This window comes from Paenibacillus arenilitoris (assembly GCF_014705655.1).
Lineage (GTDB): Bacteria > Bacillota > Bacilli > Paenibacillales > Paenibacillaceae > Pristimantibacillus > Pristimantibacillus arenilitoris.
The window spans coordinates 215,722-229,627 of record NZ_JACXIY010000002.1 but is presented as its reverse complement, the minus strand read 5'-3'; the positions used below and the strand labels follow the sequence as shown (position 1 = coordinate 229,627).

General features: G+C 56.8%; 14 protein-coding genes. 1 reads left to right on the top strand and 13 read right to left on the bottom strand.

What is annotated here, in order from left to right:
* Positions 1-5 precede the first annotated feature (5 nt).
* The 10 genes from IDH41_RS02400 to IDH41_RS02355 all read right to left on the bottom strand — a co-directional run bounded on the left by IDH41_RS02400 (position 6) and on the right by IDH41_RS02355 (position 9,552).
* Complete coding sequence (locus tag IDH41_RS02400; protein ID WP_190857941.1) at positions 6-320, bottom strand: DMT family transporter; 315 nt, start codon at positions 318-320, stop codon at positions 6-8.
* Positions 320-679 (bottom strand): DMT family transporter, encoded by a 360-nt coding sequence (locus IDH41_RS02395; protein ID WP_190857939.1) that lies wholly within the window; start codon positions 677-679, stop codon positions 320-322. Before IDH41_RS02395 ends, IDH41_RS02400 begins: the two co-directional genes overlap by 1 nt.
* Positions 676-1,284, bottom strand: a complete 609-nt coding sequence (locus IDH41_RS02390) for a TetR/AcrR family transcriptional regulator (protein ID WP_190857937.1) — start codon at positions 1,282-1,284, stop codon at positions 676-678. Before IDH41_RS02390 ends, IDH41_RS02395 begins: the two co-directional genes overlap by 4 nt.
* Positions 1,285-1,433: 149 nt before the next feature.
* On the bottom strand, positions 1,434-1,871 hold the full coding sequence (locus tag IDH41_RS02385; protein ID WP_190857935.1) for a GreA/GreB family elongation factor: 438 nt from the start codon (positions 1,869-1,871) through the stop codon (positions 1,434-1,436).
* Between the two features lie 190 nt (positions 1,872-2,061).
* Entirely contained in the window at positions 2,062-4,065 is a 2,004-nt protein-coding gene (locus IDH41_RS02380; protein ID WP_190857934.1) for a glycoside hydrolase family 172 protein, read from the bottom strand.
* A 47-nt stretch (positions 4,066-4,112) separates the two neighbouring features.
* On the bottom strand, positions 4,113-5,189 hold the full coding sequence (locus IDH41_RS02375; protein WP_190857932.1) for a family 43 glycosylhydrolase: 1,077 nt from the start codon (positions 5,187-5,189) through the stop codon (positions 4,113-4,115).
* An 18-nt stretch (positions 5,190-5,207) separates the two neighbouring features.
* Positions 5,208-6,074 (bottom strand): carbohydrate ABC transporter permease, encoded by an 867-nt coding sequence (locus tag IDH41_RS02370; RefSeq protein ID WP_190857930.1) that lies wholly within the window; start codon positions 6,072-6,074, stop codon positions 5,208-5,210.
* A 48-nt stretch (positions 6,075-6,122) separates the two neighbouring features.
* The gene (locus tag IDH41_RS02365) at positions 6,123-6,992 is read right to left on the bottom strand and encodes a carbohydrate ABC transporter permease (RefSeq protein ID WP_223829378.1); all 870 of its coding nucleotides are present in this window, start codon (positions 6,990-6,992) and stop codon (positions 6,123-6,125) included.
* 54 nt (positions 6,993-7,046) lie between these two features.
* On the bottom strand, positions 7,047-8,438 hold the full coding sequence (locus tag IDH41_RS02360; protein ID WP_190857928.1) for an ABC transporter substrate-binding protein: 1,392 nt from the start codon (positions 8,436-8,438) through the stop codon (positions 7,047-7,049).
* 31 nt (positions 8,439-8,469) lie between these two features.
* Positions 8,470-9,552 (bottom strand): glycoside hydrolase family 172 protein, encoded by a 1,083-nt coding sequence (locus tag IDH41_RS02355; RefSeq protein ID WP_190857926.1) that lies wholly within the window; start codon positions 9,550-9,552, stop codon positions 8,470-8,472.
* A 201-nt stretch (positions 9,553-9,753) separates the two neighbouring features.
* On the opposite strand from IDH41_RS02355, the gene IDH41_RS02350 reads away from it, so the two are divergent.
* Complete coding sequence (locus IDH41_RS02350) at positions 9,754-10,623, top strand: AraC family transcriptional regulator (RefSeq protein ID WP_190857924.1); 870 nt, start codon at positions 9,754-9,756, stop codon at positions 10,621-10,623.
* A 73-nt stretch (positions 10,624-10,696) separates the two neighbouring features.
* Here IDH41_RS02350 and IDH41_RS02345 read toward each other — a convergent pair whose 3' ends face one another.
* The 3 genes from IDH41_RS02345 to IDH41_RS02335 all read right to left on the bottom strand — a co-directional run bounded on the left by IDH41_RS02345 (position 10,697) and on the right by IDH41_RS02335 (position 13,829).
* Positions 10,697-11,509: a carbohydrate ABC transporter permease gene (locus tag IDH41_RS02345; protein WP_190857923.1), complete on the bottom strand. Its 813-nt coding sequence runs from the start codon at positions 11,507-11,509 to the stop codon at positions 10,697-10,699.
* A gap of 12 nt (positions 11,510-11,521) precedes the next feature.
* On the bottom strand, positions 11,522-12,409 hold the full coding sequence (locus IDH41_RS02340; RefSeq protein WP_317890670.1) for a carbohydrate ABC transporter permease: 888 nt from the start codon (positions 12,407-12,409) through the stop codon (positions 11,522-11,524).
* Positions 12,410-12,503: 94 nt separating this feature from the next.
* Entirely contained in the window at positions 12,504-13,829 is a 1,326-nt protein-coding gene (locus IDH41_RS02335; RefSeq protein ID WP_190857922.1) for an ABC transporter substrate-binding protein, read from the bottom strand.
* Positions 13,830-13,906 lie beyond the last annotated feature (77 nt).

The window sequence follows — 13,906 nt, the reverse complement described above, 5'->3', positions numbered from 1 at the left end:
CGCGGCTATTCGACCAGCTTGAGGCCGATGACGCAGCCGATAACGCCGAGTATGCACAGCATCCGTACCGGGTTGCGGGATTCCTTGAAGAACAGCATGCCGACCAAAGCGGCGCCAACCGTCCCGATTCCGGTCCATACCGCATAGCCGGTCGAGAGCGATATCGTCTCAAGCGCCTGCATCAGCAGCTGAAAGCTGACAATGAAGCCGCCGAATAAAATAAGGTTGTTGGTCCAATTGTTATTGACGGCAACCCGTTTGATGCCGATTACCCCAATGACCTCGCATAAGCCTGCGGCAATAAGAAATAACCAAGCCATTAGTGCGCCTCCTTCCCGCCGGACAGCTTTAGTCCGATAATGCACAGCAGCAGCAAGAGGACGAGTCCGATTTTAATGAAACTGATTCCCCCGTTCGAGAATACGGCTTCGACGATAACCGTGCCGACGGTGCCGATCCCCGCGAATACCGCGTAGGTCGTCCCGACGGGCAGCACCTTCGTCGCCCGGATAATCAAATCGAAGCTGACCAAAATCGCGATTAACACGACGATGGACGGCACCTCCTCGTATTTGAAGCCCGTTGCCCATACGATTTCGAGCAATCCCGCAATCAGTACGCAGGCCCAAGCCTGATTTTTGCTGATCGTTTTTTTCTTTTGTTTCGCTACCGCGGTCATGTTCCGCTCCTCCTCTTCAAGTTGTCCAAATAATTCGTTAGAAGCTTCTCCACCTTCGTATCGTCGAACGCCTTCGGATAAACGTTCGCTTGCAGCGTGATCCCGTCAATGAAGGAATGGATGCTAATCGCCTCCAGCTCTTCATCAAGGCAGGCGCCCAGATAGCCGCTCTTACGCAGCGCGTCTAGCATGCTCGCCAGCAGCTCCCTCGTCACCTGGAAGAGCTTGGTGCTGAGCGCCTCAAGCGCGGGATCCCGCAGCGCCATGACCGTAAATTCGAGCCACGCTTCTCCTTCCATCCGCTCGTTCTCGCCTTCGTAGGAAATGAGCTGCTTCATAATATTGACGGCCCGCTGCTCGATCGGCAGCCGCTCCCGAACCGCTTTTCGAATTCGGTCTTCTATCCGGTGCGTGATTAATTCCATGGCATAAATATATAAATCTTGCTGGGCAGGGAAATAATATTGGACGGTCCCCACCGACAAGCCGGCCTCGTCGGCGATTTTGCGAACCGTCGTTTTCTCCAGCCCGACATGCTTAATGGCCCGGATCGTAGCGTCCGCGATTAATCGCTTGCGTTCTTCATGGTCAACGATCTTCGGCAAAGGCATCCCCTCCTTTATTTCATACAATCATATTACAATGTTTTAAGTCAGTCAACTGTATTAAAATAATTCAGGAAAAAGCGACCGGTTTGTTCCGCTTGAACAAGGCCCGGTCGCTTTTATACGGGACATTTGTTAATCGGTGCGTCCTACGACTCCTCGTTAGGATAGCCGATGCGGGAAATTCTGACTCTCATCTCGCCGGACGGAATGGCTACGGGAATCACCTCGTCCCTATGGCCCATCAGCAGCTGCATGCCGACCGGAGATAGAAACGATATCCGATTCCGGTCCGGTTCGGCCTCATGCGGGAATACGATCTCGAACGTATCCGTCGTCCGGTACTCCAAATAATCGATCGTGACCTCGCACCCTACGAATACGGAAGCTTCCAGCTCCTCGTTCGAGGCGGATAGCCGATCTTCCGTAAAAGAAACGTATTGCGTAATGAACCGATGGGTTTGGATGCGCTCTTTGCCGTGCATGGGAAAATAAGCGTCGAGAAACGACTGCTTCTCTTCGCCCAGTACGATGAGCTGACGGACAAGCCGCTCGCGCAAAGCGGAGCTATGAATGCTATGGCTCATAGTAAATTTCACCTCCCATAGGCATGCTCCGATCGCGCAGCGGATTGACGCTCGATTTGTTCATTCCAACTTCCTCCTCACGACTTTTTGTTCAGGCGAATCCGCGAGTCCGCGTACGCCCTTAAACAGAAAAGACCTCTCGGTAGAGGCCTTAACGCTATCTTACCAAACTTTGGGCGGAAGTCCACCTCTATTCGCGCTGCGGCAAGAGCGAAAAAATCGTATAGCGGTATTCATTCCACGCGACAGCGGTATCTTTGTACGCGATTTTAATCCGGATGGCGCTCTTTCCTTCCGTGTATGCCGGCGGAATGAGGAAATCGTCGTCTCGCCAGCTGTGCGAGCCGTTGCTGCCGGCACGGTACCAGGTTCCGACGAGCTTGCCGTCGACGTACACGTCGGCCGATTGATTTTCCACCGTCTGATCGAACCTGCGGCGCAGCACCGCCCCGTCATTATCGGGATCGAGCTTGAGCTCGAAGGCGCTGTAGCCGGTATGCGCGCGCCCGTTATCCGTAATCAGCTCGCCGCCCTCCGCGCCTTCATACGGATGAATGCTGCTGCCTTCCCAATAAAGCCGCTCAAGCTCGTAGCCATGGCCGAGCTCGCTCTCTTCGTTGCCGACATCGAGCATATCGGTTTCGACCATTTGGCTTTCGGGGCGATGATAATAGTAAGCCAGCAGCCATACCTGCTCAGTCACGTCATTGAAGCCGCCATGCTCGAGCCTCACCTGAATTCTGCTCCGGAACGGGATCGCGTCATGGGTCATGAACCGGTACATCGTCGTGGAATCGAAGTTGTCCGAAATTTGGAACGCGGTATAGCCGGCCAGCGGCTGCGTGAACAACCCTCTGTTGAAATACCAGCCTCCGTTGTAGAAGTCCTCCGTCCCCGTGCCGTGCACCGCCGGGCTTAAGCTCCCGTCGACGAATATTTTCTCGTCGCCTTCCAAATGCCAGCGGTCTACCGGGCCTTGGTTCAGCTCGGAACGCAGCGATTGCACGACGCCAATGAACTTCCCGGCTCCCTCTACATCGAGCGCAACCAAATCCTTGTTGTCGTACGCCTCCGCCTGCCATTCCGAGAATCGGGTTTTGAAATAGCCGATCCGATCGAACGATCCGGCAAACGCCCGGTGACGAATTTCGTACGCGATCCCTCGGGCCGCCTCGGCGCCTTCGTTCGCCAGCTCCACTCTCGCGGAGCGCTCGAACGGCATCGGGAAGTAGGCATACATGACGCCGGAATCGTCCATTCCGGCCGGCAGCGACCGCGTGCCGTACGGCCCGAACTGCCCCATTGCGAAGAAGGCGCCGAGCGGCGCGTCGACGGACGGCTCCGCCTCCCCGTCCCAATACAGACGCAGTCTCACATCGTTCAGCGCACCGTTATCGCCCGAGAGCGGCGTTACGCCCGGTATGCTCAGCTTCAGCGAAGTCATTTCGCGCGGACCTTCCAGCTCCAGCAGCGTTTGCGCTGAGCCGGCAGCCAAATCGGCCGTGCCCGCGCTCAATTCGGTACCTTCTTCGTTTACGGGGTTCGTACCCGCGCCGCTCCATATGCCGCGCACGGCCGCGCTGTCTTCCGTACCGTCCCAGCTGGCGACCTCGGTATCCGGGGAGAACGTATGATACCCGAAATTATAGAAGAAGCTTTCGCCCGCTCCGTTCGTCGTCACTTTGATCGACTCCGCATACGGAAGCGGCAAATAGCTGACGAAGCCGCCGCTTGACGCCGAATCGTTCACGACCAGCGGGGAGAGGAACGGCTCGTTCGTCCCCGCGAGCAAATCCATCAGCATCATATCGACGCGGGGCTCCGTCTCTCCGTCGAAATAAATTTTGATCGTCGCCTCGATCGGATTAAATCCGGTGAACCACATCCGGTACACCGTCCCCGGCCCTTTCGCGTCGAGCATCACCTTATCGCCATGCTCGTCCTGGTAGAGGAAGTTGCTTTCCCCGAACCCGTCGTAATTCCCTTCGCTCCGGTCGTAGCTGGACGCGCCGCCGGCGAGCGTATGCGGCGTCAAATAAGGGAGCCGGTCGAACCGGCTCATCGCCTCAAGCCCGTATGGCTCGGGCGCCGCATTCGGCTCGGGGGCGCTATTGCTTGCAAGCACGGCGCCAACGGCCGCCACGACCGCGATCCATATCCATGCCGCCTTCCGGCTGCCAGCCTGCTTCTGCATGTCGTCTTCCTCCTTTGCCCTATGGCATCAAGCCCGCTCGGCGGATGCTACCGCCCGCGGGCGAACGCCGGTCCTTCCTTCTCCCCCGTGCCGGGCACCGCTCCTTCGACCGATGGCCAGCCCTCGTCCCAAATGAGCTTATCGATCATAAGCGGACGCCTCGTCGCCCCATGGCCGAATTTCGGATAGCCCGCGTCCACCGCGTGGTAGACGATCCAATCGTCGCCGTTGTCGTCGATAATGACCGAATTGTGGCCCGGACCGACGAACGGCTGCGTCTCGTCCGCGGGGAAATAGCCGCCGAGTATCGTGTCGCCGTCCGCATAATTGATGTCGGTGCCCGCCTTGTTCAAATACGGCCCCTTGATCGATTCCGCCCGGGCGACTCCGACGCGGTAGGTGCTGTCCGCACCTTCGCAGCAGGCGCCTGCGGAGCCGAAGAAGTAATAGTAGCCGCCGCGCTTGATGATGTAAGGCGCCTCGTAGCCTACCCCCGAGATTTGGAACTTGTCTCCGACGATGGAGCGGCCGTCCTCGGACAGCTGCACGCCGAATATGCCCGACGTAATGCCCCCGAAGAACAAATAAGGCGTGCCTTCGTCGAGGAAGAAGGCGGCGTCGATCGAATAGGCATTCATATCCTCGCTGACGAACAGCTTCCCCTGGTCCACGAACGGTCCTGCCGGAGAGTCGGCGATCGCGAGCCCGATGCCCGGGTTTTGATCGCCCCAGACGGACATCGTGTAATACATATAATAGTTACCGTTATAATTGACGACGTCCGGCGCCCATACGCCGCCGTCCTTCCAGGCAGGCTTCTCCTCGAAGGCTTCGCCGATATATTCCCATTCCGTCATATCCTTCGAACGGATGACAGGCACGATGCGCGAGCCTTCTCCGTCCCCCCAGTCGTCTTCCGTGCCGTACGCGTATACGTAGCCGTCGTCCCCGCGCAGTACGGCGGGATCGGCCAGCACCGGCTCGAATACGGGATTCGTATAGGTAGAAGCCGGCACGTCTTCGGGCCTATTCCAGGCGTAAAGCAGCAACGCCGTTGCCGCGGCCAGCAGGATGAAGCCTGCTGCGGCGATATACCGCCTTTTTGTTCTCGTTACGTTAAGCATCGCGTATCCCTCCTTCGATCAGCCCTTCATTCCGGTCATCGTAATGCCTTCGACGAAGTACTTCTGCGCGAAGAAGAACAATACGATCGTCGGGATAAGCGCAAGCACCGAGCCGGCCATGATCAAGGTCCATTCGGCATTGTAATTGTCCTGGAACGTCGCCAGGACGAGCTGAAGCGTATATTTCTCGGGAGAATTCAAGTAAATAAGCGGTCCCATATAATCGTTATAGCCGCCGAGAAAGCCGAAGATCGCCTGGGTAGCCAGCGCCGGCTTCGAGAGCGGCAGCATGATGCGGACGAAAATGCCGAACGGCGACAAGCCGTCGATCTTGGCCGCATCCTCCAGCTCGCTTGGAATCGTCTTGAAAAATTGCCTCAGGAAGAAGACGGTTCCGGCCGCGCCGAACATTCCCGGGATGATAAGCGGCTTCCAGCTGTCGATCCATCCCAAATATTTGTACAAAATGAAGGACGGAACCATGAGGACGACCCCTGGAATCATCATCGTGGCGAGCAGCGCCATAAAAAAAGCGTTTTTGCCCGGAAACTGCATTCTTGCAAAGGCGTACGCCGCGATCGCGCTCGCGAACAGCCCCACGATCGTGGGAGGCAGCGTAACCGCAAGCGTGTTCAGGAAGCCGCCAAGCAGGTTGGATTCGGTCACGACAAGCTTGTAGTTGTCCCATATGATCGTCTCGGGAATCCATTCCGGAGGCATCTCGAACACGACTCCAGGCTCCTTAAGCGATGTCGACAGCATCCACAGAAACGGGACCGCCATGACGATCGCGCCGCAAACCAGAAATAAATAGGCTATCGTTTTTTTGAAATAATCGCCGTTCTTATGCCTTCTAGGCACCGGCTTAACCGTATCGGCAGCCATGATGACCCTCCTTATTCGTAATGCACCCAGCGCCTGGACAGATAGAAATTAAGCAGCAATGATGACGATGCCGAGCACCCAAGCCATCGCGGAGGCGAAGCCCATGTTCATGTAGCGGAACGCGTTCTCGAACAAGTAATAAACGACGGTCATCGTCGAGAAATTCGGACCGCCGCCGGTCATGATCCGGAACCGGACGAAGTCCTGCAGCGCGCCGATGATCGACGTCACCACGATGAAAAACGTCGTCGGTGAAATGCCCGGTATCGTAATAAACCGGAACTTCTGCATAACGCCCGCGCCGTCGATTTCCGCCGCTTCGTACAGGGTTGACGGCACGCCTTGCAGCGCGGCCAGGTAGAGCACCATATTGAAGCCGAGTCCGCCCCATACCCCCTGGATGATCATCGCCGGCATCGCCCATGCCTCTTCGTTCAGCCAGGCCGGTCCGGTTATGCCGACGTAGCCCAGAAGCTGATTCAAGATGCCGAAGTCCGAGTTGAACACCCACTTCCAGAGCAGGGTGAGCGCGACGACGGAGCTGATCGCGGGCAGGAAGAACGCGGTCCGAAAAAAATGGATGCCCGCGATTTTTTGATTCAACGCGATGGCGATGCCGAGCGAGATCGCCATTCCGATCGGAATGCCGAGCGCGGCGTAGAACGTGTTCGCCGTCGTCTTCCTCATTAACGGATCCTCGAACAGGAGCCGATAGTTGTCGAGCCCGTTCAGCTCCGGCGACGAGAAGCCGTCGAACTTGGTGAAGCTGATATAGACCGAATAACAGATCGGAATGAAGCCGAAGATCATGAAGCCGATAATCGGCGCCGAAATAAACAAATAAGCCCAGAAGTAATCCTTCTTGAAGCGGCGACCCGCGCGTGCGGCCGCTATGTTCGTGCTGTGGCTGTGGGCCATGCTGCTCCCCTCTTTCTTGAAGAGGGAGAGGGGCGTGCCCTCCCCCTTCCTCCATTATTGAAACAATTCCGGATTTCCTTCGCGGAGCGCCTTCTCGACGTCGGGCTTGATTTTCTCCATCAGATCTTTGGCCGTCGTTTTGCCTTCCCACATCTGCCCCAGATTTTGATTGATAATATCCCACCATTTGTTGTTCGGCACGTACGTCCAAGGTCCCGCCTGCTCCGTTTCGACCGCTTTCAGAAATACTTGCGCGTTCTCCGGCTTCGTGCCCGGCGTCAGGAAGACGTCCGAGTTCGCCATCGATTTGTACACGGGCATCGTGAGGCCCTGCTCGCTGCGGATCCGGTTTGCTTCCTCGCCGGCGAGGTAAGCCGCGAATTTAAACGCTTGGTCCGGATATTTCGTCTTCGCGTACACCGAGTAACCGGTCGATGCGCTCCAGCCGCTCCAAGCGCCGTTGGCCGGAATCGGCGCGACGTCCCAATCGAACTTCAGGTTGCGGAATACGGGAACGGACCATCTGCCGCCGATCATCATTGCGAGCTTGCCCGTCTCGAACATTTGCCCGTCGTTCATCGCCTGCAGCGCGCGGGCGTCGGGGCTGATCTTATGCACGTTGCGCATATCGGCCGCGAATTGAAGCGCCTCGACCGCCTTGTCCTCGTTCAGTACGAACTGCGTCCGGTCGTCGCTCAGAATTTTGCCGCCATTGCCCCAGACGAAGCCTTCCCACCAAGCCGGCCCCATGCCGTATTGATCCGGCTTGCCGTCGCCGTTTGAGTCTTTGGTCAGCTTCTTGCCGACCTCGACCAGCTCGTCGAACGTCATCGGCGTCTCGGCGCTCGGATACGGAACGCCAGCCTCGTCGAACAGCTTCTTGTTGTAGTAGAGCACCGTTCCCGCGACGTCCATCGGAAGCGCATACAGATCGCCCGTGCCCATCTTCATGCCGTCGTAACGGTACCGGTCGACGGCCGATTCGTACATGTCGCTCATGTCGAAGCCGGACTCGTCCACCTGCTGCTGAATGTTTTTGATGACGCCGAGCTTGATCCAGCGCGCGACGTCGCCGTCACCGGCGTAGAAGACGTCGGGCGCGTTGCCGCCCGCGAGGACGGTGTTCATTTTGCCCGCGTAGTCGGCCGGTATATGAATGTACTGCACTTTAATATTCGGATTTTGGCTTTCGAAGTTTTTGATCAGGTCCTCGTACAGCTTCTTCTCGTTGGGCTCCCCCCAGCCGGAGAACTTGATCGTCACCTTCTCGTCCGTACCCGCCGGAGCATCGCTTGCTTCGGAATTGGAACCGGCCGCGTTCGACGCATCTCCGCCGTTCTCCGCATTCCCTCCGCCTCCGCCGCCGGCGCAGCCGGCCAGCAAGCCGGCGACAAGACCTACGCTAAGCAGCATCCATACGCTTTTCTTTTTTTCAAATACTCCCATTTTTTTGTATCCTCCTTCAATCTTGTTGCCGTTAAATAACTTCCAAGTCATCTTTGTCCGGCAGCGGCCGGAACGTCGCGTGCGGCTCCGCCTGGTACCAGTAAGCGACGGAGGCGATATCGTCCTGCTGCGGCAAATAACGTCCCTCCGACCGCCAGCCGAGCGCTTGGACCGTCACCTTCAAATCCTCTTCGAACCGGATCGGGTCCATAATATGCCATCTGTACATCCCGAAGCGCGTCTGGCTCCGGTACAAGCCGTCCGGCTTAAGCACCTGCGGCAGCCCGAGGAACGGCGTCGAGAACGCGCAATATTCGCCCTTCGGCTGCTCGAAGTTCCACGCCCCGCCGAAATAATCTTCCGTTCCCGTGCCGCAAATCGTCGGAAATTCCTTGTCGCCGTCCATAAAGAATTTCAGCTCGCCTTCGCCCCACCAGCCCGAGTTGTTGACCTGCCAAGCCAAATAGGTGCCGACGTAATGTCCTTTTCCTCTAACGCCGTCCACAATCGTATGCACGTCCTTGTATTTCACCGGATTGCTGCGGTTCCACTGCGCATGGAAGTAGGCGGCGTCTTCCGGGACGTCCGTCAACGTGTAGTCGATCTGATAGTAGAGCACGACGTCTTCGGACGCCCGATTCTCGATCGTCAGCTTCGCGCGCCCCCGGAACGGCATGAGCCAGTAGCTGTTCATGCCGCCAGCCGGATTGACCGCCACCGGCATCGAGTTGACGTTCGTCCGCTCGCACCAGCCGTTGCAGAAGAAATCGCCGAACGGCACCTCGACCGAAGGCGCCTCCTCGTCGTCCCAATAAAAACGGAGAATCAGGTTGCGCCAGTTCGTCGGAAACGTGGTCATCCAAATATGCTGAATGGCGCCCGGGCCCGCGATGTCCGCGAGCGTGAACGTGCCGCCCTTCGGAAGGATAACGGAAGGCGATATTTTCCAGCCCTGCCCAAGCTCGCGGCCGGCTTGCGCCCCCGTACCTTCCGTCGCCATCGCCGCTTTGCCCTTCTCGCCGGTAAAATTTTCGGCGCTGATCGACCGGGTGACCGCGTTCGACAACAGCGGCAGGCTCCCCATGCCCATGTTTAATCCATTAAAAGCCGTCATAGTGTTCTCCTTTCGATTGTAAGCGCTATATTGCTATCCTTCATTGAGCTTCGTTCGACAAATTTCTCGGCTCAGTTAAGATTCTAAATAAAAAGATACGGGAATGACAGCTCGCTCCTGTCCAACTTTTTAACCCAAATTGCTCAAAATATCTCCTCATTGGAAAGCGCTTATATTATAATGAAGGCAGGAGGGAAAGCCATGAACATGAACGCACTTTCGCCTTACGTTCGCGTCGCCTGGGACAGCATCATCGATCCGCCGTTCATCATTTCGGAGAGGGTCATCTTCGATTACGAGCTGCTGTACGTGAAGGAAGGCGACATTAAAGTCACGGTCGAGGATCAGGTTTATTACGGCATTCCGGGGGATATCTTTCTGTTCAAGCCGATGCAGGCGCACTCGATCGAGCTGATGAACAACAAGCGGCTTCACCAGCCGCATATCCACTTCGATCTGTTCTACCAGCCGGACAGCCCGTCGGTCAAAGTGTCGTATAAGCCGCTGAAGGCGATGAGCGAACAGGAGCGGGGAGCGTTTCGCGAAGACGTTACGCCGTTCATGGATTTGCCGCTTCCGAACCATATCCGGCTGAACCGGCCGATTGTCATCGAGAAGCTCATCTTCGACATTATTTTCGAGCTGGAACGGAAATTTCCGTATCACGACATCGCGGCCAAGGGACTGTTCATCCAGCTGTGGATTCAGCTGCTTCGGGAAATCCATTGGCAGAACAACGCGCATCTGCTGTCCAAGTGGGAGCAGCTGGACCGCGTCAAAAACTACTTGAGCCACCATACGGATCACGAGATTACGCTGGACGAGCTGTCCGATCTCGCGAACCTCAGCAAATATTATTTATGCCGCCTGTTCAAGGAAGCGTACGGCATGACGCCGATTCAATACCATGTGGCGATCCGGCTCGAGAAGGCGAAGCAGATGATCCAATTTACGAATCTGCCTTTGTCCCATATTGCGGAGAAGCTCGGCTTCCAAAGCATCTACGCGTTCAGCCGCGCCTTCCGAAAGGTGGAGAAGGTTCCTCCGTCCTTCTACCGGAAGAAGAGCTGACGGCGGGCTCTCCTCCTATAAAATAAGCCGGCGCCGATTGTCCATCGGCGCCGGCTTTTTCATAACTTATCCCCTACTTGATCCCGCTCATCTTAATGCCTTCCACCAAATACTTCTGGGCGACGAAGAACAGGACGAAGGTCGGAATCGCGACGATGACGGCGGCCGCCAGCACGACGTTCCACGGCGTGAAGTAGCCTCCGCCTACCAGATGCGCGAGCTTCTGCTGCACGACCCATAAGTTCTCGTCCTGCGTAATGATCAGCGGCCACATGTAAGCGTTCCAGTTGGTCAGGAAGAAGCCGATCGTAAGCGGAACGACGATCGGAACCGACAGCGGAAGCGCGAGCCGGAAGAACGTCCCCGCCAGGCTGAGCCCCTCCATGTAGCCCGCCTCCTCCAGCTCCTTCGGAAAGTCCATGTAAAACTGGCGGAACAGGAAAATGCCGTAGGCGTTAAATATAGACGGAATAATAAGGCCGGCATACGAATTCGCGAGCCCTAAATTTTTCGTGATCAGGTACAGCGGGATCATAATGACGGCGAACGGCACCATAAGCGTGCTCAGCATCCATGCGAACATGACCGTCTTGCCCGGAAAACGGAACCGGGCCAGCGCGTAGCCCGACATCGCATGGAAAATCATCGCGACGACGGTAACCGTGCCGGATACGATTAACGAATTGACGATCGTGCGGGGCAGCCCCGAGCCGATCCAGGCATCCGCGAAATTGGCGAACGCGAAGCCGGTCGGCAATAGATTGAAATCGAACACGTTCGTTTCGGTACGCAGCGAGCTGATAACGAGCAGGTAGATCGGAAAGATCATCGCAAGGCCAAGCAGCACGGCAACGGACGGCAGGATGATTCGTTGGTTTATTCTCAAGGTCTTCACCGCCTAATTTCTCTTGGAGAGAAGCTTTAACTGGAATATCGATACGCTGAAAATGATCAGGAACAGGACGAAGGCCAGCGCGGACGCGTATCCCATGTTCAGCAGCTCGAAGCCCTGCTTGAAAATATAAAGCACGCTCACTTCCGTCGCGCTCGCCGGACCGCCCTTCGTCATGACGACGATCTGGTCGAACGCCTGGAACGAGCCGATCATCGTGACGATCAGGATGAAGGTGCTCGTCTCCCGAAGCAGCGGAAACGTAATGTGGCGGAACGCCTTCCAGCCCGTTGCGCCGTCGATTTCCGCCGCTTCATAGTAATCGCGCGGAATTTCTTTGATCGCCGACAAAAAGATGATCATATTGTAGCCGATGTTGATCCATAGAATGACGCCGATAATGCTGAGCATCGCCTGCGACGTCGAACCGAGAAATTGCTGCGGTCCGATGCCCGCGAACCCGAGCAGGTGGTTGATGACCCCGTTGCGCGGATCGAGCATGTACATGCCGATGATCGCGGAGATGATCGACGTAATCGCGAACGGCATCAGGAACATCGTGCGGACCGGACCGACGACGCGTCCTCTCAGGACGTTTAACAAAAGCGCGGAGCCTAATGCCAGCACGTATAGCGCAGGTACGTAGACGACGCTGAACAGCAGCGTCTTCAAGACGGAGTCCCACCATAGGCTGTCGTGCAGAAGCTCCTTGTAGTTGGCGAATCCGGCGAATACCTTCGGGCTCAGCGCGTTCCAGTCGTGCAGGCTGACATAGAAGGCGTAGACGATCGGAATAAACACGAAGGTCAGCAAGCCTAACGTATTCGGGAGCAAAAAGGCGTAAGCCGTGACCCACTCGTTCCTCGTCCTGGCGCTTATTCGTTTTGGAGTCACTGTACTTCCTCCTTCAAACGGAGAGGGGGTGGCGCCGGATAAGCCATTTCCGTCCGGCGCGCAGCCCCCGCATCCTCATCGTTTAATGAACGGTTTATTTATTTGCCGCTTTAATCGCTTCGTTAATTTTGGCGTCGACCTCCGCGGCCGCTCCCGCCCCGTCAAACTTATCGAACATGACGTACTGCATCGCGTCTCCGACCACGTCAAGCACTTCCGACGGGTAGCGAGGCTCCGGAATCGCGGAGTCGTAAATTTGCTCCGTGAACACTTTGCGCATCCCTTTGCTGTAAATCTCCTTGCCCTTCTCGACGACGGATGCGCGAGGGGAATACGCGAATTTGATTTCCGTGCACCATTTCAGGGCGCGTTCCGGATCTTCGGCGAACGCCCACATGACGAATTTGGCCGCTTCGTCCACATGCTCGCTCTTGCCGTTCACCGCAAACTTCCAGCCGCCGGCATCCGTCGCGGCTTTGCCGCCTTCCGGAATCGGCAGCGGCGCAACGTTGATCGGCACGTCGCCGAATACTTCTTCCGCTCGGTTGATCGCCCAAGTGCCAACGATTTGCATCGCCGCCGTCTTTTTGCCGAGATGGTCGATCTCCCACGGACCTTGCTGCAGCTTCGTCGGCGAGATGCCTTCCTTGAAGAAGCGGCCCCAGAAGTCGAGCGCCTTCGCCGTTTCCGGCGTGTTGAACGTCGAGGTCGCGCCGTCCTCGCTCAGCACGTTGCCGCCTTGCTGCCACAGGAACGGGTACCAGATAAAGTTGAAATAAGGGCCTTTGTCAGGAGGCAGAATAAGGCCGGCCACCTTGTCCGTCGTCAGCTTCTTCGCCGCCGCGTACAGCTCGTCCCACGTCTTCGGCACCTCCACGCCCGCATCCTTCAGCATCTGCTCGTTGTAGTACAGGCCGAGAAGCTCGAGCTCGTAAGGCAGCGCCAAAATTTTGCCGTCCACCGTTACCGCGTCCAGCGACGCCGGCAGGAAATCTTCCTTCGCCCCATCCGGGAAGTACGGCGTAAGGTCGGCCATCAGGCCGGATTTGGCGAACTTCATGAAATCCCCGGGGCTGATCATATAGATGTCAGGGCCTTCGCCGGACGCGAAGCCGGTCGGAAGCTTCGTCGTCGTATAATCCGTCTGGTTGAACGTCGAATATTCGATGACGACGTTATCCTGGATTTTGTTGTATTCATCCACCAAGCCTTTGAAAAATTCCTCTTCCTTCTCGGAATGGAAGTCCCAGAACTTCAGCTTCACCTTCTTGCCGGAGCCTGCGTTCTCCGTCTGTTCCGCGCCTTCCGGCGCGTTCGAGCCCGCGCTTTGCCCCCCGCCGCCCGAATTGCCGCATGCGGCCTGCAGCAGCATCGTAAGCGTCAGCACCGCAACGCCTAGCCCTTTCCATCTCTTTTTCATCGTGTCTGTAACCCCTTTCAACAGCTGTGTAATAAGAAGATAGCCCAAGTGTAATCCACTTGGGCCGGGGTACATAA

Bases quoted from the DNA above. Each gene is read 5' to 3' on its own strand.
- IDH41_RS02400 (WP_190857941.1), bottom strand. From the start codon at position 320: ATGGCTTGGTTATTTCTTATTGCCGCAGGCTTATGCGAGGTCATTGGG.
- IDH41_RS02395 (WP_190857939.1), bottom strand. From the start codon at position 679: ATGACCGCGGTAGCGAAACAAAAGAAAAAAACGATCAGCAAAAATCAG.
- IDH41_RS02385 (WP_190857935.1), bottom strand. From the start codon at position 1,871: ATGAGCCATAGCATTCATAGCTCCGCTTTGCGCGAGCGGCTTGTCCGT.
- IDH41_RS02380 (WP_190857934.1), bottom strand. From the start codon at position 4,065: ATGCAGAAGCAGGCTGGCAGCCGGAAGGCGGCATGGATATGGATCGCG.
- IDH41_RS02375 (WP_190857932.1), bottom strand. From the start codon at position 5,189: ATGCTTAACGTAACGAGAACAAAAAGGCGGTATATCGCCGCAGCAGGC.
- IDH41_RS02370 (WP_190857930.1), bottom strand. From the start codon at position 6,074: ATGGCTGCCGATACGGTTAAGCCGGTGCCTAGAAGGCATAAGAACGGC.
- IDH41_RS02365 (WP_223829378.1), bottom strand. From the start codon at position 6,992: ATGGCCCACAGCCACAGCACGAACATAGCGGCCGCACGCGCGGGTCGC.
- IDH41_RS02360 (WP_190857928.1), bottom strand. From the start codon at position 8,438: ATGGGAGTATTTGAAAAAAAGAAAAGCGTATGGATGCTGCTTAGCGTA.
- IDH41_RS02355 (WP_190857926.1), bottom strand. From the start codon at position 9,552: ATGACGGCTTTTAATGGATTAAACATGGGCATGGGGAGCCTGCCGCTG.
- IDH41_RS02350 (WP_190857924.1), top strand. From the start codon at position 9,754: ATGAACATGAACGCACTTTCGCCTTACGTTCGCGTCGCCTGGGACAGC.
- IDH41_RS02335 (WP_190857922.1), bottom strand. From the start codon at position 13,829: ATGAAAAAGAGATGGAAAGGGCTAGGCGTTGCGGTGCTGACGCTTACG.